Source organism: Trichocoleus sp. FACHB-262, from assembly GCF_014696035.1.
GTDB lineage: Bacteria > Cyanobacteriota > Cyanobacteriia > FACHB-46 > FACHB-46 > Trichocoleus.
Genome location: NZ_JACJPK010000064.1, coordinates 190224 through 211511 on the forward strand (window position 1 = coordinate 190224; position 21288 = coordinate 211511).

At 50.0% G+C, this 21288-nt stretch carries 16 protein-coding genes; 10 read left to right on the forward strand and 6 right to left on the reverse strand.

The features are described from left to right. Positions 1 to 4: 4 nt before the first annotated feature. Positions 5 to 322, reverse strand: coding sequence for a hypothetical protein (locus H6F68_RS12725; RefSeq protein WP_190549588.1), 318 nt, complete (start codon positions 320 to 322; stop codon positions 5 to 7). Between the two features lie 276 nt (positions 323 to 598). Further along, positions 599 to 1393, reverse strand: coding sequence for a phosphoribosyltransferase (locus H6F68_RS12730; RefSeq protein ID WP_190559479.1), 795 nt, complete (start codon positions 1391 to 1393; stop codon positions 599 to 601). 233 nt (positions 1394 to 1626) lie between these two features. Between H6F68_RS12730 and H6F68_RS12735 the strand changes: the two genes are divergently transcribed. Beyond that, the gene (locus H6F68_RS12735; protein WP_190435727.1) at positions 1627 to 2358 is read left to right on the forward strand and encodes a uracil-DNA glycosylase family protein; all 732 of its coding nucleotides are present in this window, start codon (positions 1627 to 1629) and stop codon (positions 2356 to 2358) included. Position 2359: 1 nt separating this feature from the next. On the opposite strand, the gene H6F68_RS12740 is transcribed toward H6F68_RS12735, so the two are convergent. The 3 genes from H6F68_RS12740 to tyrS are packed head-to-tail and all read right to left on the reverse strand — an operon-like array spanning position 2360 to position 4971. Further along, complete coding sequence (locus H6F68_RS12740; RefSeq protein WP_190559481.1) at positions 2360 to 2965, reverse strand: hypothetical protein; 606 nt, start codon at positions 2963 to 2965, stop codon at positions 2360 to 2362. Positions 2966 to 2982: 17 nt separating this feature from the next. After that, a complete protein-coding gene (pyrF, locus tag H6F68_RS12745) occupies positions 2983 to 3732 on the reverse strand; it encodes an orotidine-5'-phosphate decarboxylase (RefSeq protein ID WP_190559483.1) in 750 nt (249 codons plus the stop codon). A 6-nt stretch (positions 3733 to 3738) separates the two neighbouring features. Next, on the reverse strand, positions 3739 to 4971 hold the full coding sequence (tyrS, locus tag H6F68_RS12750; RefSeq protein WP_190559485.1) for a tyrosine--tRNA ligase: 1233 nt from the start codon (positions 4969 to 4971) through the stop codon (positions 3739 to 3741). Between the two features lie 400 nt (positions 4972 to 5371). Here tyrS and H6F68_RS12755 point away from each other — a divergent pair, with 400 nt between their 5' ends. Both H6F68_RS12755 and H6F68_RS12760 read left to right on the forward strand, forming a co-directional pair. Next, positions 5372 to 7273: a transglycosylase domain-containing protein gene (locus H6F68_RS12755; RefSeq protein WP_399313816.1), complete on the forward strand. Its 1902-nt coding sequence runs from the start codon at positions 5372 to 5374 to the stop codon at positions 7271 to 7273. A gap of 653 nt (positions 7274 to 7926) precedes the next feature. Then, positions 7927 to 8202, forward strand: coding sequence for an RNA-binding protein (locus H6F68_RS12760; protein ID WP_190435714.1), 276 nt, complete (start codon positions 7927 to 7929; stop codon positions 8200 to 8202). A gap of 231 nt (positions 8203 to 8433) precedes the next feature. On the opposite strand, the gene H6F68_RS12765 is transcribed toward H6F68_RS12760, so the two are convergent. Further along, positions 8434 to 8958 carry a DUF937 domain-containing protein gene (locus H6F68_RS12765; protein WP_190549579.1) on the reverse strand — a complete coding sequence of 175 codons (525 nt, stop codon included), beginning with the start codon at positions 8956 to 8958 and terminating at the stop codon, positions 8434 to 8436. A gap of 275 nt (positions 8959 to 9233) precedes the next feature. On the opposite strand from H6F68_RS12765, the gene H6F68_RS12770 reads away from it, so the two are divergent. The 7 genes from H6F68_RS12770 (at position 9234) to H6F68_RS12800 (ending at position 21177) form a co-directional block, all read left to right on the forward strand. Continuing rightward, the gene (locus H6F68_RS12770; RefSeq protein ID WP_190559487.1) at positions 9234 to 10787 is read left to right on the forward strand and encodes a YcjF family protein; all 1554 of its coding nucleotides are present in this window, start codon (positions 9234 to 9236) and stop codon (positions 10785 to 10787) included. A gap of 475 nt (positions 10788 to 11262) precedes the next feature. Further along, positions 11263 to 11766 carry a hypothetical protein gene (locus tag H6F68_RS12775; protein ID WP_190559489.1) on the forward strand — a complete coding sequence of 168 codons (504 nt, stop codon included), beginning with the start codon at positions 11263 to 11265 and terminating at the stop codon, positions 11764 to 11766. A gap of 114 nt (positions 11767 to 11880) precedes the next feature. After that, positions 11881 to 12681: an alpha/beta fold hydrolase gene (locus H6F68_RS12780; RefSeq protein ID WP_190435700.1), complete on the forward strand. Its 801-nt coding sequence runs from the start codon at positions 11881 to 11883 to the stop codon at positions 12679 to 12681. Continuing rightward, on the forward strand, positions 12666 to 15977 hold the full coding sequence (locus tag H6F68_RS12785) for a response regulator (RefSeq protein WP_190559491.1): 3312 nt from the start codon (positions 12666 to 12668) through the stop codon (positions 15975 to 15977). The genes H6F68_RS12780 and H6F68_RS12785 overlap by 16 nt, the downstream gene beginning before the upstream one ends. Before the next feature lie 2 nt (positions 15978 to 15979). After that, entirely contained in the window at positions 15980 to 18295 is a 2316-nt protein-coding gene (locus H6F68_RS12790; protein ID WP_190559493.1) for a response regulator, read from the forward strand. A 42-nt stretch (positions 18296 to 18337) separates the two neighbouring features. Then, positions 18338 to 20527: a tetratricopeptide repeat protein gene (locus H6F68_RS12795; protein ID WP_190559495.1), complete on the forward strand. Its 2190-nt coding sequence runs from the start codon at positions 18338 to 18340 to the stop codon at positions 20525 to 20527. 125 nt (positions 20528 to 20652) lie between these two features. Then, positions 20653 to 21177, forward strand: coding sequence for a hypothetical protein (locus tag H6F68_RS12800; RefSeq protein WP_190559497.1), 525 nt, complete (start codon positions 20653 to 20655; stop codon positions 21175 to 21177). Positions 21178 to 21288: the final 111 nt, after the last annotated feature.

Sequence of the window (21288 nt, forward strand, 5' to 3'; positions counted from 1 at the left end):
AGGCTTAAAAGTAGCGCATCAAATCTGAAAAGCTATAGCAACTGATGATCAGCAATAAGACGGCAGTGACCTGAGTAATCCGAGGTTGCGAGGAAGGGATGAGGGCTTCCCGGACTAAAGTGGAGACGGCTGCTCCAATGGCGAAGCTTAAGCTCAGGACTAAGTAAGGCCAACCTTTCGTGAGGCCCCAGACCACATCGCTGGCTCCCCATACGAGTAGGAGGGCGATCGCTAACAGGAGCATCAATAACTCAACAAATTGGGGTGGGTTACTGCTACTCGCCAGTGCTAGGGTGTCCCACCAGGATTGCCAGCGTCTCATCTCGCCACCACTTTAATCACTACAGCTCATTATGGCTTGAACCTGTTTTGGGTTAAGCGTTTCAGAACTGACCGTAGGATAGTCCAACTGTTTTGATTTGGCTACCTGCCTTGGGGTGGGAGTTATTTATGTTGCTTTGCGTAGGTTCTCCGGCAGAGCCAAGAGCTTGGGGGCACTCGCCCCCAAACCCCCGCTGAAGGACGGCTGCGTCCTCCAGACCTCCTCCAGAAGGGGTTTTAGCTGCTTGGTGTCGTGCTAGGTCGCTGTATAAATACTTTATTGCTCTCTTTCGCCCTCCAATGCTGAGGAAAATTTCCTCTCTGCTTCCTCCAGCATTGGGGGGCTAGGGGGATAAGTATTCATTTGTGCTGAAAGTCTCCTATGGGACTGGTTTTGTAAGCAAGCTATGGCTTCGTCTAGCTCTACTTGGGGAAAGCTTTGATAAAAACGGCTGACGCTGGAGAATTCTGCGGGAGTGGCTAAGAGGATCAGGCGATCGCACCATTGGTGAAGCCAATTTACCAGTTCTAGGGGGGCGACTGGGGCGCAAATCCAGATTTGGGCAGGTTGCTGTTGGCGGAGGGCTTGCGCAGCGACGGCGATGGTCATGCCTGTGGCGATGCCGTCGTCTACTAAAATGGCGATTGCTCCTTGGGGTTCGACCTGGGGACGGATGGGGCCAAATTGAGTCAGCTGTAGTTGAGCTTTCTCTAGCGTCGCTTGCAAGGCGGCCTGATAAATTTTGGTGCGATGAAGATGCCAAGGTCGAGGCTGAGTCCACAAGACTTCTCCTGTGGCGGCAACGGCTCCGATGGCTAGCTCTGGGTCTTCGGGGCGAGTGATTTTCTTGGCAATGACTACGTCAAGGGGACAGTTGAGTTTTTCGGCGATCGCAGCAGCGACTGGAATTCCACCACGAGGTAGGCCGTAAACGATCGGTTGAACGGTGGCGAGCGTGGGCCAATCTAGTTCGGTTGCCGCTGTTTTTAATCGGGTGAATTCCTCGAAAACTGCGAGGGCTAGTTCATGGCCAACTGCTTCGCGATCGCGAAATAGCGGAGAAGGTAACATTCATCCCTCCAGCGCTCGGCATTAGTGTTGTCACTATCTTGGCTGATGTAACCCGTTATCTACAAGTGATCCAAATAACGCTAAAGCTCGACATTCCACCTAACGACAGCTCTCAAGCGTGAGGAATTGGTTCTAGAATTTATAAATCTTAAGTGAATTGAGTTTGCTTACAAATTTTTTCCATCCTGATACTTTGGGATAGGAAAATTCTGATACATCTGCCGTCAAGATTCATGTCCAGCGAAGAACAAATTAGCCTTTTTGATGTTTCAGGTCTTCCCGCATCTCCTGCACCTGCGGACTTTGACCCAGACTTGATTCCCACGAGTGCGAAGGTACCTATTCCAGCGGGCACCTACAGCGCGATGGAGCAAATGGCTGTCCATTGCAACCAGTGCCAACGCTGCGATTTAGGTGCTAGCCGTACCCATGCAGTGGTGGGGCGAGGAAATCTGCAAGCGCCCATCATGATCATTGGTGAAGGCCCCGGACAAAATGAGGATGAAACAGGTTTGCCTTTTGTCGGGCGGGCTGGACAACTGCTAGAAAAGATTTTGGAATCGGTGCGCTTGACTACGGAGGCAGATGTCTACATTTGCAATATGGTCAAGTGTCGTCCTCCTGGCAACCGCACTCCAACACCGGATGAAACAGAAGCTTGTCGTCCTTACCTGATGGAGCAAATCCGGATGGTAGATCCCAAAATTATTTTGTTGACGGGTGCTACAGCGGTGCGGGGGGTCACAGGCGACAAACGCGGCATCACTAAGATTCGCGGTCAATGGCTAGAGTGGGAAGGCCATCTTTGTATGCCAATTTTGCACCCGGCTTATCTATTGCGCAATCCATCGCGGGAACCGGGAAGCCCAAAGTGGCAAATGTGGCAGGATATTCAAGTGGTGCGGACGAAGCTGGATGAGATTAGAGGTACTTCTGCGCCGATTAATCCACAGTCGGGAGATTAGGTTAAAGAGGCCGAATTCGTCCAGCACGGCAGTCTCGCAGCCAAGCGCGGATGGCTTGGCCTGTGACTCCTTGAGTGCTATTTTCCGGGGGTGAAGGCGGACGGGTGGCAGGATAGGGACCAAAGTGAGAAAACATCATGGCTAATCGCCAGCCACTCACGGTTTGGGTTAGAAAAACCCAATGATAACCTTGCAACTGAATGATTTTTCCAGCTGTGTACTGGCGCTCTAGAGTGGTGAAGAAGACCTGGTGGACTCCTTCTGCTTTTGGTGAAGACGCTGACTGGTAAACCCCAGGCCCTAAAGCTAAGGGCTCAAAATCTGGGGGGCTAGTGAGGAGGACATAGGGAGCGGAGGTAGTAGAGCGATCGCGCCGGAAGAGCCGCTGGTGGACTCGGTTCATATAGCCGGGTAAATCGCGCAGGAGCAAGGCCACTACAGGTTGAAATTCACTCGGACAAGCAGCCCGCCCAGGGAGCGTAATGGGAGACGAGGGGCGCTGCTCTACAGGAAAACTCGGAGGTTTGTCAGTCGCGATCGCCCCTAGCTGAAAATTCAACCCGCAAAGAATCAGGATTCCTAACTTAGCGACGCTCCATGACCGCATCTACGGATCTCCTCACGCTAGGCCACAACTGCCAATTCATCACAAATTCGGGCAAAGGCGGCTTCTGGGTCAGGAGCAGCCGTAATCGGACGACCAATCACTAGGTAACTGGCTCCTGCCTGTAAAGCTGCGGCTGGGGTCATGGCTCTTTTCTGATCCCCTGCTTCTGCCCAAGTGGGGCGCACCCCCGGACAAACCAAGAGGAAGTTGTCACCACAAGTTTGCCGCAGTTGCTCAGCCTCCTGAGGAGAACAAACTGCTCCTGCCAAGCCACTCTCCTTGGCTAACAAAGCCATTTGTAAGGCGTATTCTGGCAGCTCTAAAGGCACTTTCAGCTCAAAAGCTAACATCCGGGATGAAAGGCTGGTCAAGAGCGTGACTGCAATCAATTTCGGCGCAGGTAGACCCGCTGCGATCGCTCCTGCTTCAGCCGCAGCCTGAGATGCCTCTAACGCGGTTTTCCCCGCTGTGGCATGCACTGTGAGCAAGTCTACGCCATATTTGGCTGCGGCTCGGCATGCTCCCGCCATCGTATTGGGAATGTCGTGCAGCTTTAGGTCTAAAAAGATGCGTTTCTCCCGCTCTTTCAAGGCGGTCAAGATGCTAGGGCCACTGCTGACAAACAGCTCTAATCCCACCTTCCAGAAACTCACTTGAGGTAGGCGTTCCACTAAGGCGATTGCCTCTGCCTCGGTGGGTACATCTAGAGGCACAATAATCTTTTCTGCGACTGACTTTTCTGTGACTGACTTTTCTGTGACTGACATTGGGCCTCACGGTACGAGACGGACAAAGTTCTTTTTGCCGAGCTGTAACACTCGTCCGTGCAACTCCTCTGGGGAGCTGAAGGTGAGGTCTGCTTGATCTACGCGATCGCCCTCCAGCCTGACAGCTCCACCTTGAATTTGTCGCCGCGCTTCTGAGCTGGTTTTGCAGAGACCGCTGGCACTAACTAAGTAGAACAGCTTGGCAGGAAATTGGATTTCTGTCAGAGAAAATTCTCGAACCGCGTTACCTTGAGCGGTGCCCCCACCGATTAAATCTAAAGCGGCTTTTTGAGCGTTAACAGCGGCTTCTGACCCGTGGTATTGGCTGACAACATCAAGCGCCAAGAGCTTCTGGCGATCGCGCGGATTTTCGGGCAACTCATCTAAGGCGCGAGCAGTTAGTAGCTCGCAGTACTGAGGTAACAGTGCATCGGGTACTTTTTCTAGCTTCGAGTACATAGTCAAGGGGTCTTCGAGCAAGCCAATGTAGTTGCCTAAAGACTTCGACATTTTCTGAGTTCCATCGGTGCCAATCAAAATCGGTACTAACAAGCCAAATTGAGGCGTTTGTCCAAAGTGGCGTTGTAAATCTCGGCCCACAGCAATATTAAATTTCTGGTCAGTGCCGCCCAGTTCCACATCTGCTTGCACTGCTACCGAGTCGTAGCCCTGCATCAAGGGATAGAGAAATTCATGCAGATAAATTGGATTGCCTCGCTCGTAGCGTTCTGCAAAGCCTTCTTTTGCGAGCATTTGCCCCACCGTCATGGTTGAGAGCAGTTCCAAAATTTTTGACAAGTCAAGATTGGCGAGCCACTCAGAGTTGTAGCGAATTTCTAAGCGACCTGGTGTGTCGAAGTCCAAGATCGGTCGGACTTGATCCAGATAAGTTTGAGCGTTTTGAGCTACGTCTGCTGGCGTTAACTGTCGGCGCACTTCAGACTTGCCAGTCGGATCGCCAATTTGAGCGGTGAAATCTCCAATGATTAAAACAGCAGTGTGGCCAGCATCTTGAAAAGCCCGGAGCTTGCGCACGGGAATACTATGCCCCAAGTGAATTTCTGCTCCAGTCGGATCGATACCAAACTTAACTCGCAACGGCCTGTCTGCTTGAGCTAAGCGTTGGATTAGATTTTCATCTGGGTCATTACTATCGGGTCGGCTTGGGAATATTTCACTCGTCCCCCGGTCTAGCCATGCCAGGCTTTGCTCAACACGAGATGCTTCAAGAGAGGTCATACTTTGCAATGTGGCAACGGGGTTCGCTAAACTCACTGGAATAAAAAGGCTGGAGATACGAAAAATTTAGATTTGGGCAAACTTGGGCAGACTGTGTGCCCAACCGTTATGTGGTAAAGCCTCAACAGTCAGACTACTATATTGCCAACATTTCAGAAATACTTACCTTGACTCCACCTTGATCTTGAACTTCAATTTGCGCTTCTCAATCTCCAGATTGAGGTTAATCTATTCCTTATTTGCTTTGATCGTCTCACCTAAGATAGTTGAACCCGCAGATTTAAGTCGGGATCTTTAGACGCTCACCTAGCTGCGATCGCAGTTAAAATTCTCCGGAAGCCCCCGCTTCGGAATGCTTGATCTTAAATAACGCCTTTTGTGTTGAGGAAGTGAAATCGCCGTGTCATCTAACACCATCGGACAGAAAAAACCGGCTAACCCAGCACCGATGCTGCAATTTGTGCAGGCAGTTGCCAAAGTGACAGGAGGCACCCTCCTGGGAATCACCATGCTATCTAGCTCTGTGCTGGCTGGGGGGTTAGTTGGTTTAGCGATTAGCTTCCGTAACCTCCCTGATGTGCGAGTACTGCGTAGCTATGTGCCTACCGAAACCACCCACGTCTATGACATCAAGGGCAAGCTGCTCTCTAGCATCCACGGAGAAGCAAACCGGGAAGTGGTGCCCTTAGACAAAATCTCTCCTGACTTAAAGCGAGCTGTAATCGCGATTGAGGACAGTCACTTCTACTCGCACCACGGCATCAACCCAGTCGGGGTTACCCGGGCTTTCATGGCTAACTTGGAGCAGGGCAGAACCGTGGAGGGGGGCTCCACCGTAACCATGCAGTTGGTCAAAAACTTGTTTCTGTCGCCTAAGCGAGCTTTTAGCCGGAAAGTGGCAGAGGGCGTGCTGGCTCTACGGCTAGAGCAGATTTTGACCAAAAACCAGATTCTTGAAATGTACTTGAATCAGGTTTATTGGGGGCATAACACTTACGGCATTGAAACAGCCTCTGCCAGCTACTTTGGCAAACATGCCTCCGAGCTTAATCTAGCCGAATCCGCCATGATGGCGGGTTTAATTCAGGCTCCCGAAAACTATAGTCCCTTTGTTAGCTATAAGTTGGCTAAGCAGCGTCAACTAACAGTCCTGCGCCGCATGCGGGAGCTGCAATGGATCACCCCCCAAGAAGAGGCTGCAGCTCGCAAACAACCGCTGAAATTAGGGCAAATAACTTCTTTCCAAGCCAGCAATATGCCCTATGTAACTGAGGCTGTGGTACAGGAGCTAACTAAACGCTTTGGCCGCGATGCAGTCCTCAAAGGAGGGATGCGGGTGCAGACCACGATTGATACCAAGCTCCAGCGGATTGCTGAGGATACTGTAAGCCGGGGTCACTATCGTCTCTCCTACATGGCCGATCAGATGGCACTGGTCGCTGTTGACCCCAGGACTCACTTTGTCAAGGCGATGGTAGGTGGGGTCGATTATAAACAGAGCCAGTACAATCGAGCTGTGCAAGCCCTGAGGCAGCCCGGTTCCGCGTTCAAACCATTTGTTTACTATGCTGCCTTGGCCTCTGGTAAATATGGTGCTGACTCGACTGTTTATGACTCGCCTGTGAGCTATCCAGATGGCTACGAATACTATTCGCCTCAGAACTACGATGGCACCTTTGCAGGGGCGATGAGCCTGCGGCGGGCGCTAGAAATGTCACGAAATATTCCAGCGGTGAAGCTGGGGCAAGAAATTGGCCTGAATAAGGTGATTGAAATTTGTCGGACGTTGGGCATTAAAAGCCCAATGGAACCCGTCATTTCTTTGCCTCTCGGTGCAGTTGATTTAACACCTCTAGAAATGGCGGGCTCTTATGCTACCTTTGCTAATAATGGTTGGCACTCCGAGACCACCTTTATTGCTCAGGTTACGGATAGCAGTGGCAATCTACTCTTAGACAATACGCCTAAGCCTCAGCTTGTACTCGACCCTTGGGCTTCAGCTTCGCTGAATAGTGTGTTGCAAGGAGTGATTGAGCGAGGAACGGCCACAGCAGCCCGCCTCGATCGCCCTGCTGCTGGTAAGACAGGCACGACTTCTTCCGAGCGGGATATTTGGTTTGTTGGCTATGTACCGCAGCTTTCGGTAGCCGTTTGGGTAGGAAATGATAACTACGCTCCGCTCGGATATGGAGCCACAGGGGGAACTCTAGTCGCTCCGATCTGGCGCGATTTCATGGAACAAGCGCTTCGAGGCGTACCCGCACAGAGTTTCCGCCCCGCTTCGGACTTTGAGCGGCCTTAAGCAGCCTATAGAGCACCTCAGAGTAGCCGCGCTCAGAGGCCAGCCAATATAACGCAGCGTCGGGGAAAGTAGAACACAGCGATCGCCCAAAAGCAGCATAACTACTAGGGCGATCGCTGACTTGTCCCTTAGCTTGCTGTGCTTTTATCGACTGCGATTCTTGAAGCAATGCCTCATGCTTGAGCAAGCGAAGTACTAGGCCGCTTGAATTGTTGATGCTTCAAGTTCGATGAGTTTAAAGCGCGTAATAATAGCAACTCTTATTAGCGTCAGGAGTATTCCTCGATACTTTTAGATTGTGATTGTGAGTTCTTAAATTAGATGCAGTAGAACCATATTTTTAAGTATTGCAGCGGTCCTTGCCTAGGTCAGGAGTTATCACTATTTTGGTTAAGAGTAAGTTAACTCGGTCTGTCTCCACAAAAGCTCTAGCCTATTGATATCAATCCTATTAGATCGGCTCTATCACAACTTCTATAAAGGAGAAGTTTTTGTATAGATATTGTTAACATTAGGCTGCATTTCTAAAGAGATCGGATATGATCGCTACCGAAGCTAGATTCAGTATTAGAACGAGAATGTAGTTTTTGAACTATTACTCTTGCCTAATAAGAACTAGCAGGCTATTGAGTTCGTTTGGTTTGGAGAGAATTGTGACTATTTACGTTGGCAACCTGGCTTTTCAGGCTACTGAAGAGGATCTAAAGGAGATCTTTGCGGAATACGGCAAAGTCAGCCGAGTTAGCCTCCCTACAGACCGTGAGACAGGAAGAAAACGGGGTTTTGCGTTTGTCGAAATGGAAGATGACGCAAAGGAAGACGCTGCGATCGCTGAGCTTGATGGAGCAGAGTGGTTGGGTCGAGAGCTAAAAGTCAACAAAGCTAAGCCACGGGAAAGTAGTGGTGCTTCCTCGAGAAGTCGCTACTAAGTCGCTACAGTTACAGACCAATTTAGCAATCGACTGCAATGCCTAAATTGAGTTGACTCAGTTAGGTTGTCGACGTGATGTAGCGCTTCGCAAATAATTTTTCTTTGTGCCCTCGAGTTTGTCTAATTAAGGCTCTTGGGGCACAAAGAGTTAAGTGAACTAAAGAGCCAAGGATTAGGGTTCAAAGGTCCTACCCTAAGTTTTGCTCTGTTGGCCAATTAAGGCGGCTAATTACCGATGGCCGAGAAATTGGCTCGCCAGGTTAACGACATCTCCCACATCAACCCCGCCACTCCGGTTGGTGTCTAAAAAGGAACCCAGCACGGGATTTAAATTTTGTGGGTTCTGAGTATTGGTGCCACTCCCCAAAAGATTTAAGACAATAGGAACTAAAATTGGCAGCATCGCTTGAATGGTCTGAGCGTTCAGACCAGTTTGTTGAGCTGTTTCTTGAGTGACTTGCTGCTGCTGTCCTGGTGTAAACAAACTCTGCACTGCTTGGGGATTTGCCTGGGTGCCGCCGAATTGATTGACGATCGCTTGAGCTTGCTCTGGACCTGCGATCGCTTGCTTCTCCTGCAACGCTGAGCGGACATGGTTGCCCACAATAGACAAAACTGATTGCATCACCGCCGGATTCGAGCCAGAACTTTGGCTCAGTTGCTGGACGACATTGACAATGCCGCCTAGTTGACCATGATTAGCTTGTTGGTTGGGGTTATCGATGGCGCTGACGATTTGGTCAAAAAGTCCCATAGTTTTTCCTTGTTTACTGAACTACTACTTGAGTCCCAAAGGTCTTAGCCTTCTTACCTGCCGCTTGCATGACAAAGCGACCGTTCACTCATTCGTCTAAAATTTTGCCTGCTCCGGAATAACTTCGCGTCTAGCTATTAGCAGAGGTTGCCAATCTCACGACTAGAGACGATTAGAATGAAAAGCATCGGCCTGCCAGTAGCCATGCCAGTTGCCATATTTGCTGAGCGAGCGCCGTTTGAGTTCGTGCCATCAAGCAAGGTTAGGCTGAGTTCATGCCTTCGTCGCGCCTGATCATACTGATTGTCGGCCTCACCTTATTGCTGGGGCTGATGTTGTGGCTGATTGATTCGCTCTCTCGGCTCTACTACACGATCGCGTTTACCGCCCCTCTCCTAGCCAATCTACTGCTCCTACTGCTGATTGTCTTGCTAGGGGTGCTGGTGGCTGCGTTTGTTTACTACTTGCTCGTATTGCCACAACTGCAAAAGCGCCAAGCTCGCCGACCCCAACCCAAGCTGCCAACCGCCAAAGCAGATGTAGCCGAAAAAAACTTACGAGCGGTGCGGCAGCAAGTGGCGCAAATTCAGGATGAGGTAGCGCGTCAAGCCTTGATCAACCGTTCTCGCACCATTGAGCAAAACCTCTCCCGGCGAGAACTGCGAGTTGTGGTGTTTGGTACGGGCTCGGCAGGTAAGACTTCGATTGTGAATGCCTTAATTGGTCGAGTCGTCGGGCAAGTCGGAGCCCCGATGGGAACGACGGATGTGGGAGCAACCTATCAGCTGAAGCTGAAAAAATTGAATAGAGAAATTTGGGTGACGGACACTCCAGGCATTCTAGAAGCGGGAGTAGCAGGAACTGAACGTGAACAGAGAGCCCGTCAGTTAGCCACTGAAGCCGATTTGCTACTCTTTATTCTCGATAACGACCTGCGACAGTCTGAATACGAACCGTTGCGGCGATTGGCCGAGATTGGGAAGCGATCGCTGGTGGTTCTGAACAAAACTGATTTGTACCCCGATCCAGACCGAGAAACCATTTTGGCCCGTTTGCGCGATCGCCTGCGAGATCTCGTAGCAGCTGCCGATATTGTGGCGGTAGCGGCTCAGCCTCAAACCGTGCGGCTCGAAAGTGGCGACTGGTTGCAACCAGAACCGGAGATTATGCCGTTGCTCAAGCGGATGGCGGCGGTGTTACGGGCTGAGGGCGAAGATTTAGTAGCTGACAATATCCTGCTGCAATCTCAGCGCTTGGGTGACGAAGCTCGGACGCTGATTGATACTGAACGTCGTCGCCAAGCCGATAAGATTGTGGAGCGGTTTCAATGGATTGGAGCGGGGGTGATTGCGGTGACCCCATTGCCCGTGATCGATTTGCTGGCTACTGCGGCCGTGAATGCCCAGATGGTGGTGGAGATTGGTCAGGTGTATGGCTGCGACATTAATGCCGAGCGAGGCAGAGAACTGGCCATTTCCCTAGCGAAAACCCTGGCTAGCTTAGGTATTGTTAAAGGCGCGATCGATCTGATTTCAACTGCTTTGCGATTGAATGTAGCCACGTTTTTAGTTGGGAAAGCGATTCAGGGGGTTAGTGCTGCCTACCTGACGCGAATTGCAGGCAAGAGCTTTATTGAATACTTTCGCCACGATCAGAATTGGGGAGACGGCGGCATGACGGAAGTGGTGCAGCGGCAATTTCAGCTCAACCGCCGTGATGAGTTTGTCAAAGCGTTTATTCAAGAAGCGATCGCTCGCGTGGTTAGACCCTTGACAGAAAATGCCACAGCTGGGGAGCCGCTAGAGGTAGAACCGAAAGATCGTCGATAGGGGCTGGAATCATCTCCCCGCGAAAGTCTAAAAATTGCACCACCAGTAAGTAAGCAATGCTGAGCACGACAGCAATTACGCCGGTGATGATAGCGACAAACTTAGAGCGGTCCATGCCTCTTACCCGTAACTAAAACTGCATCTGATTATTCTTACCTTCCACTCTGCCATAGGCCAACCCTAGCTGGACGCTAGAAATATGTGATTTCCTGCATGAGTTGGTTTAGAGAAAGCGGGTGGGGACACACAAGGGGTGATTTTGGGCTCGATGACGCGGATTGAAAATTAATTCCTTGTATAAAAATTTACGATTCCTGTAATCGGTTTCCTAGTGTTTGTATCTTTAAAAACAGATTTGTAAAGTTCATTATTCTTTCATCGTGTCTTTACGATTAATTTTTAGCCAATCTCCCCATCTCTATTAAAAATTGAAAGGTGGGGTATCTTTATCCGTAGAATTAAATACTAAGTATCAATGAATACCAGCAGTGTGTTTCGGCAAATTATTGAAGAGATTGACCAAATTAAACCCAGTATTCAGTTGCAGCTTCCGGCTAACCCTAGGTCAGTCAAGCAACAAATTCAAAAAATTACCTTAGCTCAGAAAAAGCTGCGAGAAATTGAAGAACGAGTTTATTTGTTTGGCAATCGAGGCGGCAACGGCTCAGCTTATCGCACTTATCTAAGCGTGAAGGCTTTAATTCACGGCATGATTCACGATGGGAATCACTTTAAGCTTCTAGCTGAAGAATATTTTGTTGATCCAGAGGGCACAGTGACGTTGTTGCATGATGCCTACCAAAGAGACTTGGAACTCCGGTATCGTATCCACCACCTGCAAGCTTTAGGATTGAGTCAAAGCCAAATTATTTTTGCTATCTGGCGAGTCAAGGCCGAAAGCGACAAGGCATATCAGGTGGCAACTAAAGAGTACCAACGCCTTACAGGTAGTTGCAAAGCGGTACCAGAACGGGTGTAAGCAGCGATCGCGATCGCTAAATGTTGGAGAAGCTAAGAAAGTCACGCCAGGTGAGCTGAAAAGCTAATTTCGTTTTAGTTTGTAAGATGAGGATGGTTCTAAGGATACCGACTCATGGCAGCGAGCGTGCTAAAGCGAAACAACGTTAATCAGTTGGGCGATGGCAAACAAACCATCATTTTTGCCCATGGTTTTGGCTCCGACCAAAGTGCTTGGCGGCATCAAGTCGCTGCTTTTGCCCCCAATTTTCGGATTGTTTTGTTTGATCACGTGGGAGCGGGTCAATCCGATTTCTCAGCTTACAGCCCACGTCGCTACAGCAGTCTCTATAGTTATGCAGAAGATTTATTAGATTTATGTGCTGAGCTAAAGCTTAAGCAAGCGGTTTTGGTGGCTCACTCAGTCAGTGGGATGGCTAGTTTGCTGGCAGCTTTAGTAGAGCCTGATCGATTTAGCCAACTGGTTTTTATTAGTGCTTCTCCTCGCTATCTCAATGATGCAGGTTATTTCGGTGGATTTGAGCAAGCTGATTTAGATGCACTTTATGCCGCGATGGCCTCTAACTACTATGCTTGGGCGAGTGGTTTTGCGCCCATTGTGATGGGTAATCCCGATAAACCGGAGCTAGCCCTGGAATTTGCTAAGACTTTGGCGCAGATTCGGCCTGATATTGCCCAAGCGGTGGCTCGCGTGATCTTTCAGTCGGACCACCGAGCTGAGTTAGGGCGGCTCAACATCCCGACTGTGATTTTACAATCGAATAATGATATTGCGGTGCCACCCCAGGTGGGGCAGTATTTGGCAGATCATATCCCCTCTGGTCGACTTGTCCCCATTGCCGCTGAAGGACATTTGCCTCACCTCAGTGCTCCAGAGACAGTTACCCAAGCGATCGCTGCATGTTTGGCTACTTAACAACTTCCTGGTTGCAGTTGTCTCTACGTCATCCTGACTGGTTGCCTACTTTTCGGCCTGTTTTGCTGATGCTGGCGATGAGCGGCTGCGGCGGGTTAGTTGTATTGGGGGACGCATCTGATTTGTGGGTGGGATTAGTTTTAGGGTTAGGGCTTCTCTTGCCACTGCCACCGCTACCGCTGATGTTGCTGCTAGGTGCAGGAATGGGGTTGGCGGTTGTCTTGGGGCCAGAACCCATTATCCGGCAGGCGATCGCTTGGGGTATTTCTGCTGCCTTGATCGTAGGGTTGCGGCGATTTTGCCAAAAGATTGAGTGGCGGCTGGCTTCACAAGCGCTACTAGCCAAACTAACCGAAGTAGAGACTTTAGCGACACCTGATGCTTTGTTGAGGCGGGTGCTGGTGTCTCTGCAAGAAGTGACGGTTGCCGATGCTGCGATCGCTTTGCGTCAGTTGGATGAGGTGACAGCAGAGGCATTGGTCTGCTTACCAGAAACGGCTCTACCTAACGCCCTGACCACACCTAGTTTATTCGCCACTGCGATCGCCCAAAATCGCTGCCTTTATTACACAGATTATGCTTCTACACCAGAAGCGTCCCGCGTTCTACTCGCTCAAGGTGCCCAGTCTGTCGCTATTCTGCCCTTGCAACATCCTGGGGGTTTTCAGGGGGCCATTTTACTGATCTGGCAGCGTCGAATCGCCATTCCAGTTCACATGCAGCAGTTGATTGAATCTGTAATTGGAGAATTACGCACTCTGTTGCAGTTCAATGACATCACCTTGAATCTCGATAAACTGCAAGCTCGGTTTGAAGCCATCCTCGAAACTATCCATCAAGGTGTGGTGTTTGTGGATGAAAGTGGTGAGCAGGGCTGGGTTAACTTAGCGGCTGCGACCCACCTTAACTTAGGTCCAGGGGCGATCGATCCGCCGCTTCTGGCCGCTGCAATGGCGCAGTTAAGGTCTAGCGCCGAGAACCAAGCCGAAATTGCGACTCAAGCGGCACAGTTTTTCTCGCAACCGCGCTCGGAGATTCGTAACTGGAACTGGATTTACACTCAGCCTCAGCCCAAAGTGTTGAGCTTTTCTAGCACCATGACTCAGGTCCGCAACGTACCGGGACGGCTCTGGGTGATCGATGACATTACAGAGCGCTACTTTGCCCAGCGTCAGCTTTTGGAGCAGACGGAAGAACTCTCACGCGCAAATCAGGCGCTAGCTCAAGCAAAAGTAGTGGCAGAAGCGGCTACCCAAGCTAAAAGTGAATTCCTGGCTAATATGAGCCACGAAATCCGGACACCCATGAATGCGGTGATTGGGTTCACAGATTTACTGTTAGCGACTGACCTTGACTCATATCAACAGGATTTAACCGCCACGATTCGTAGTAGTGGGGACAGCCTGCTAACGATTATTAATGACATTTTGGACTTCTCTAAAATTGAATCTGGCAAGCTAGAGCTAGAGTTGGCTCCGTTGGAGCTACGCAACTGTGTAGAAGCATCTCTAGATTTGTTGGCTCCTAAAGCTGCTGAAAAAGCCATTGAACTGGTCTGTTGGATTGAGCCGACAACACCAAAATGGATCGTGGGAGATGCCACCCGATTGCGCCAAATCTTGGTGAACCTATTAGGTAATGCCGTCAAGTTTACCGAGTCAGGAGAAGTGGTGGTTTCGGTACAGGCTCGCCCTCTGGCAACAAGTTCTGCTAGCCAAACTTATGAAATCCAGTTTGCGGTTAAGGATACAGGCATCGGGATTCCTACAGACCGCCGCGATCGCTTGTTTAAGCCGTTTAGCCAGGTGGATGCTTCGACCACTCGACAGTATGGCGGCACCGGGTTGGGTCTAGCGATCGGCAAGCAGCTCAGCGACATGATGGGTGGTCGCATGTGGGTTGAGAGCACCGTTAACCAAGGCTCTACCTTCTACTTCACGCTGATCGCAACAGCCACAACAGCGGATTTGGTCGGCTCTCCTTCTGAAACTTCTCTGAAGCAGTTCTCTCTGTTGTCGGGTAAGGGATCGCTAATCGTAGATGACAATGCCGCGAGTCGTCAGGCTTTAGCGGAACACATGCAATTTTGGGGAACGGATTGTCGTACGGCTGCCTCTGGAGCTGAGGCGCTGGCGTGGCTGCACCAGGGGGAAGAGTTTGATCTGGCGGTGATTGATGTGCAAATGCCAGAGAAGGATGGTTTGGCATTTGCGCAGGAGTTACGACAACTGCCCCAGTTTCAAACTTTACCTGTGGTGTTGTTGACGACTTTGGGCAATCTAGATTCCAGCAAAGTTGCCCTAATCAAAGATAGAGTAGCCCTAGTCAATAAACCCGTGAAGCAGTCGCAGCTTGGACAAGCTTTGTTGCAGGTGCTAAATCAAGGTTCACCCCAAATTAACCACCAGCCTGTCTCGCCACCTCTCTCTCCTCAAGTGCCTCATCCTCCCCTACGGATTCTGATGGCTGAAGACAATCGGGTAAACCAGAAGGTGATTCTGAGTGGACTCAAGCAGTGGGGATATGAAATCGATGTCGTCAACAATGGGCGAGAGGCGATCGCAGCGCTGCAACAACGCAGCTACGACGTGATCTTGATGGATGTGCAGATGCCAGAAATGGATGGCCTAACGGCAACTCGTTATATCTGCCAAAATTGGTTGCCTGCTACCCGCCCCCGCATTATTGCCATGACTGCCAATGCCATGCAGGGCGATCGCGAAGCCTGCTTAGCGGCGGGCATGAGCGAATACTTAGTTAAACCCATCCGACTGGCAGCGCTAGCGGAATTGCTCAGGCAAGGCTGGCAAGCTCCAGAATCAACGCTAGCTGGGGTGAAGCAAGCTGCGGTTTTAGCGGATCAACCCTTGAATCCAGGTACAGAACTAGCCCTAACCCCAATGACGACTACACCTACCGAATGGGCTGCCAAGGGCGCATTAGATGCCAAGGCGATCGCAGCGCTGCAAGAAATGTTAGGTGAAAATGCGGCTGAAATGCTGGCCGTGGTGATTCATAACTATCTGGAAGATGCCCCCAAAATGATTGCCCAAATCCAAGCGGCTGTACAGCAACAAGATGCCGCAGCGCTGCGATATGCCGCTCATAGCTTAAAAGGTTGCAGCGCCACCCTGGGAGCTGTGACTCTGGCTCAGTTGTGCCAAGAATTAGAAGTGATAGGGCGTACAGGTATGATGGCAACAGACTGGCAAGTCAGCTTGCCTCAATTGCGGCATCTAGAAGCTGAATACGAACGAGTTAAAGCGACTTTGAACCTAGAACTGCAAACTTGTTAACGATGACCAGTGTGTTTCCCTTCTCTGATTCCCCTCTCGTCTTGTTGATCGACGATGACCGCTCGATGCGCCTTCTGTTAGCTCAAGCGATTAAGCAAGAGGGCTACCAGGTCGTAGAAGCGAAAGATGGAAAAGAAGGACTGGCGCTTTACCAGCAAGTGCATCCAGACATTATTCTCATGGATGCCTTGATGCCTATTATGGATGGCTTTGCTTGCTGTGCCCAACTCCGCACCTTGCCAGGAGGCGATCGCGTCCCTGTTTTGATGATTACCTGCTTAGATGACCCTGCTTCGGTAGATCAAGCCTTTGTCGCTGGAGCCACGGATTATGTCACCAAGCCGATCCATTGGGCAGTGTTGCGGCAACGGGTGCGAAGACTCTTGGAAACGAACCGCACTACCGCAGAACTACAGCAGCAGACAGAACGTGCCCGTCGAAGTGAAGATCAGCTCAGGCTAGCGCTAGAAGCGGCCCATATGGGCACTTGGAATTGGGACATGAGCAGTGGGCAAGTGATGATGTCGGCCACAACAGCCTATAACCTAGGGCTAGCCCCCACCGTCCTCACTCGCAGCTCAGAAGATTTGCTAGCAATGGTACATCCAGAGGATGCTGCGGTTGTGAGTCAAGCAACGGAGGCAGCGATCGCCTCTGGTACTAGCCTAGATATTGAGTTACGGGTGAAATGGCCTGATAGCAGCATTCATTGGGTTGCGGCTAAAGGTCAAGGAGATTACGACGCCAACGGTCAGATTATCCGGATGCTAGGTGTCACGATGGATATCACCGAGCGCAAGCAAGCCGAACAGAAAATTCGCGAGCAAGCAGCGCTTCTGAATGTGACAACCGATGCGATCGTGGTGCAAGGTCTCGATAGCCAAATTGTATTTTGGAACCAAGGAGCAGAGCGCCTCTACGGCTGGTTGGCTAGCGAAGTTATTGGAAAAAATGTCAATGAGTTTTTACCTCAAGCCGCACTACCGCGCTTCCTTCAAGATCTAACTTGGTTGCAAGAGCATCGAGAGTGGCAGGGAGCATTAAATCAGGTAAACAAAGCGGGCAAAGCTATTGTGGTCGCTAGCCGCTGGACTTTGGTGCAGGACGAGAGCGGCCAGCCAAAATCAATCTTGATGGTGAACACCGATATCACAGAGCAAAAAAAACTAGAAGCTCAGTTTCTGCGCTCTCAGCGGCTAGAGAGTGTCGGTACTTTGGCGAGTGGCATTGCTCATGATCTAAATAACTCTCTAGCGCCGATCTTGATGTCGGTGCAGTTGCTAGAGAAAAAAGTGCAAGACCCGCAAAGCCGAACCTTACTTTCAATCTTGGAGTCTAACACCAGACGTAGTGCTGATTTGGTGAAGCAGGTACTCTCCTTTGCTAGAGGCTTAGAAGGAGAACATACACTCCTGCAAATTAAGCATTTGTTGGTTGAGATTGAGCAGATGGTGAAGCAAACTTTTCCTCGTTCTATCACCATCGTTACAGAGCTGCTGCCGCCAGATTTGTGGGTGATTTTAGGAGATGCGACGCAATTGCATCAGGTCTTGATGAATTTGTGTGTGAATGCTCGTGATGCAATGCCTGAAGGTGGCACGCTCAGCTTGGCAGCTGAGAACTTATGGATCGATGAGAACTATGCTCGCATGTATTTAGATGCCAAGGTTGGCCCTTATGTGGTGCTGACGGTGGCAGATACAGGCATGGGAATTTCACCGAGCAACTTGGATAAAATCTTTGAACCTTTCTTTACTACGAAGGAAATTGGCAAAGGTACTGGACTAGGGCTGTCTACGGTGATTGGCATTGTTAAAGGTCATGGCGGTTTCGTCACGGTCCATAGCCAAGTAGAGAGAGGGACGGCTTTTAAGGTGTATCTCCCGGCTAAAGCGACGACTTTAGAGCGACAAGCTGAAGTGCAGCACCACTTACCGAAGGGGCATGGCGAATTGATTTTGGTGGTAGATGACGAAGAACCGATTCGAGAGACCACCAGGATTTCCTTGGAAGCTTATGGCTACAGCGTCATGACTGCCAATGATGGAATTGAGGCGATCGCGGTCTACGCTCAGCACCAACAAGAAGTAAGCGCGGTGTTGATTGACATGATGATGCCGTCGATGGATGGCCCGATGACGATTCGGATGCTGCAAAAACTTGACCCGGAAGTCAAAATCATTGCGGTGAGCGGTTTGGTTTCTGGCTATGAGGTGGGTGAAAATAACAGTATTGGGGTCCAAACCTTTTTACCCAAACCTTATACAGCCGAAGAATTATTGAAAAACTTGCAGACTATACTGAATGGCAAGGCTTAAGTTGCGATCGCAACGCTTCAACTTACGGGTTTCGGGCGTCGTATGAGTTTGGTGTCTGGGCAAATTCTGGGGGGACATTACCAAATCATCAGCGCCCTCAGCAATGGCGGATTTGGAGCCACTTTCCTAGCAGAAGACCAGTATTTGCCCAACAAGCCTCGCTGTGTGGTGAAACAACTGAAGCCACAGGCAAGCGATCCTTTGACGCTAGAAGTTGCCAGACGTTTGTTCGACACCGAAGCGCAAGTGCTGCACCAGTTGGGCAACCACGATCAAATCCCCAGGTTGCTGGCGTACTTTGAGGAAAATCAAGAATTTTATCTAGTCCAAGAGCTGATTGAGGGGCATGACCTGAGCCAAGAACTGCAACCAGGTGTGCCGTGGACAGAGGCTCAAGCGATCGCGTTGCTGCAAGATGTGTTGCAGACTTTAGAGTTTGTGCATCAGCAACAGGTGATTCATCGTGATGTGAATCCGCGCAATATAGTTCGGCGGCACCAAGACCAAAGGTTAGTCTTGATTGACTTTGGGGCCGTAAAGCAAATCAGCACCACGCTTTTGCAAGCGAGACAAAGCCCTCGGACAGTCGCGATTGGTACTCCCGGATATTTGCCGATTGAGCAAGCCACAGGAAACCCACAACCCACCAGCGATCTATATGCCTTGGGCATGGTGACGATTCAAGCGCTGACAGGTTTAGCACCTCAAGACTTACCCAAAGACCCCAACACCGGAGAGCTGCTTTGGCACTCGTCTGCCACGGTGAGTCCTGAGCTGCAAAATATCTTGGATAAGATGGTGCGCTATGACTTTCGCGATCGCTACCAATCCGCCACTCAAGTTTTAGCTGCCCTCAAGGATCTCAGCACGTCTCCACCTGCTACCGTGGCGATCGCACCCAAACCTCCCTCTCTCCTGCGGACCCAACTGCCGAAACTTGGTTCTTGGCGCAAAAGTGCCTTGCTAGGGGGAGTGGTAGTGACGATCGGGGCGATCGCGGCAGTCTTTGGCGTGCGGTATTTTAACTTCTCCAGTGCCACGGATCTGTACCGTAAAGGAGAAACTCTGGCAGCGCTGCAACGCTACCCGGAAGCTTTGGCTGCTTACGACAAAGCCATCCAGACTCGCCAAGATTATCCCGAAGCCTGGAATGGTCGGGGCGAGATGTTGGCTCAGCTTAAGCAGTACCCCAAAGCGCTAGATGCTTACGATCGCGCCATCCAAATCGATCCGAAGTCTTGGGAAAGTTGGAGCGATCGCGGTCTGCTGTTGAACACTTGGCAACGACATAACGAGGCATTGCAGTCTTTTAATCAGGCGATCGCCCTCAATATTGATGCTCCGGAAGCCTGGAACGGTAAAGGCCAAGCTTTGATTGGAGCCAAACGGTACGACGAAGCGATCGCGGCTTTTAAGCGAGCTGTGACGTTGCAACCGGATTCGGCTGCCGCTTGGTATGGGCAAGGTTGGGCGCTGCACAATCTGCAAAAGTATGACGAGGCGGTGAAAGCCTATGACAAAGCGGTAGAAATTAAGTCGGATTATCACTTAGCTTGGTATAACCGGGGCAATTCGCTGAGTAGTTTGCAGAAGTACCAAGAGGCGATCGCTTCCTATGACAAGGCGGTGCAGTTTCAGCCACGCTTCTATCAAGCTTGGTACAGTCGGGGCAATATGCAGAGCAACCTCCAGCAATATGAGGCGGCACTGGAATCTTATAATCAGGTGACGAAACTCCAGCCCAGTAACTATCTCGCTTTCTACAGTCGCGCTTGGACGCTACACCGCTTGCAACGCTACGACGAGGCGATCGCGGCTTACGACAAAGCCTTGGACCTGAACCCAAACGATTATTTGGCTTGGTACAACCGAGGCAATGCGCTCTACAACTTAAAGCGTTACGACAAGGCGATCGCGTCTTATGATCAAGCGGTTCAAATCAAACTTGATCACTACGAAAGTTGGTACAGCTTGGGCAATGCCCTGACGAATGTAAAACGCTATCCCGATGCTTTGGCAGCTTATGACAAAGCGTTGCAATACAAGTCGGATTACCGAGAAGCCAGTGAAGCCCGCGATCGGCTTAAGCAGCAATTAGAGGATCAAAAGCGGGATCAAAAACCTGAGAAACCCAAGGTAGAGGGCGATCGGACTTCAGAGGAGCAAGAGCCAGAACCGCCAGCAGAGGATCAGAACTCTGATGAGCAAGAGGAAGAGGGCGATCGGACTTAGGCATCTTGCTACTAGAAAAGTGCAATCTATATCTAGCAACACAACATTTTTGTTAAAGCCGGGAGTACAATACTCGTCCAATAGTTATCCAAATCATATTGAATTTACATGGGGATAGAATTGAGATGAATCTTCAAGACACTTCTCTCGAATGGGCACTAAAACATTTAACCAAATATTACGATAGTGACTTTTATCCTAAATTATTTGAATATGAAGCGATTGCTCACCATTGGTCAGAAGTAAAGAACCACATTCGAGAGATAGATTTATCAAATTACGTTCCGAGAACTCCCTTTTCCTCCCTTGCATTCAAAGCAGGTGGTACTTTCCGTGTTGTCCATCAACTTGATCCGATAGATGCAATTATTTTTGTATCTCTTGTCTATGAAGTAAGCCAATCGATTGAGGATTATCGAATTCCCGCAACAGAGCGTATTGCTTGTTCGTATCGAATCAAAGCAAACATCAATGGCTCTTTTTTTGATCAAGACAGTGATGGATGGAACAATTATATCGAGAAGTCTGAGGAATTAGTTAATTTATATCCAGAAGGCTATATTTTACTTTGCGATATTACTGATTTCTACAATCAAATATATTTACATCGAATTCAGAATATTGTTTCTGAGGCGGGTGGGAGCTCCTAGAAAGTGTTTGTAAAAGGTCGTTAAGCAGAGAGAATTCAGGCAACAAAATGAGCGATACCTAAGAGTTGGAGCCTCTAGGAGCGAAGCTATGAGCCAACGTTACTATGACAG

Bases quoted from the DNA above. Each gene is read 5' to 3' on its own strand.
- H6F68_RS12780 (WP_190435700.1), top strand. From the start codon at position 11,881: ATGGCAGCGAGCGTGCTAAAGCGAAACAACGTTAATCAGTTGGGCGAT.
- H6F68_RS12730 (WP_190559479.1), bottom strand. From the start codon at position 1,393: ATGTTACCTTCTCCGCTATTTCGCGATCGCGAAGCAGTTGGCCATGAA.
- H6F68_RS12735 (WP_190435727.1), top strand. From the start codon at position 1,627: ATGTCCAGCGAAGAACAAATTAGCCTTTTTGATGTTTCAGGTCTTCCC.
- pyrF (WP_190559483.1), bottom strand. From the start codon at position 3,732: ATGTCAGTCACAGAAAAGTCAGTCACAGAAAAGTCAGTCGCAGAAAAG.
- tyrS (WP_190559485.1), bottom strand. From the start codon at position 4,971: ATGACCTCTCTTGAAGCATCTCGTGTTGAGCAAAGCCTGGCATGGCTA.
- H6F68_RS12795 (WP_190559495.1), top strand. From the start codon at position 18,338: ATGAGTTTGGTGTCTGGGCAAATTCTGGGGGGACATTACCAAATCATC.
- H6F68_RS12765 (WP_190549579.1), bottom strand. From the start codon at position 8,958: ATGGGACTTTTTGACCAAATCGTCAGCGCCATCGATAACCCCAACCAA.
- H6F68_RS12775 (WP_190559489.1), top strand. From the start codon at position 11,263: ATGAATACCAGCAGTGTGTTTCGGCAAATTATTGAAGAGATTGACCAA.
- H6F68_RS12800 (WP_190559497.1), top strand. From the start codon at position 20,653: ATGAATCTTCAAGACACTTCTCTCGAATGGGCACTAAAACATTTAACC.
- H6F68_RS12770 (WP_190559487.1), top strand. From the start codon at position 9,234: ATGCCTTCGTCGCGCCTGATCATACTGATTGTCGGCCTCACCTTATTG.
- H6F68_RS12740 (WP_190559481.1), bottom strand. From the start codon at position 2,965: ATGCGGTCATGGAGCGTCGCTAAGTTAGGAATCCTGATTCTTTGCGGG.
- H6F68_RS12790 (WP_190559493.1), top strand. From the start codon at position 15,980: ATGACCAGTGTGTTTCCCTTCTCTGATTCCCCTCTCGTCTTGTTGATC.
- H6F68_RS12785 (WP_190559491.1), top strand. From the start codon at position 12,666: ATGTTTGGCTACTTAACAACTTCCTGGTTGCAGTTGTCTCTACGTCAT.
- H6F68_RS12725 (WP_190549588.1), bottom strand. From the start codon at position 322: ATGAGACGCTGGCAATCCTGGTGGGACACCCTAGCACTGGCGAGTAGC.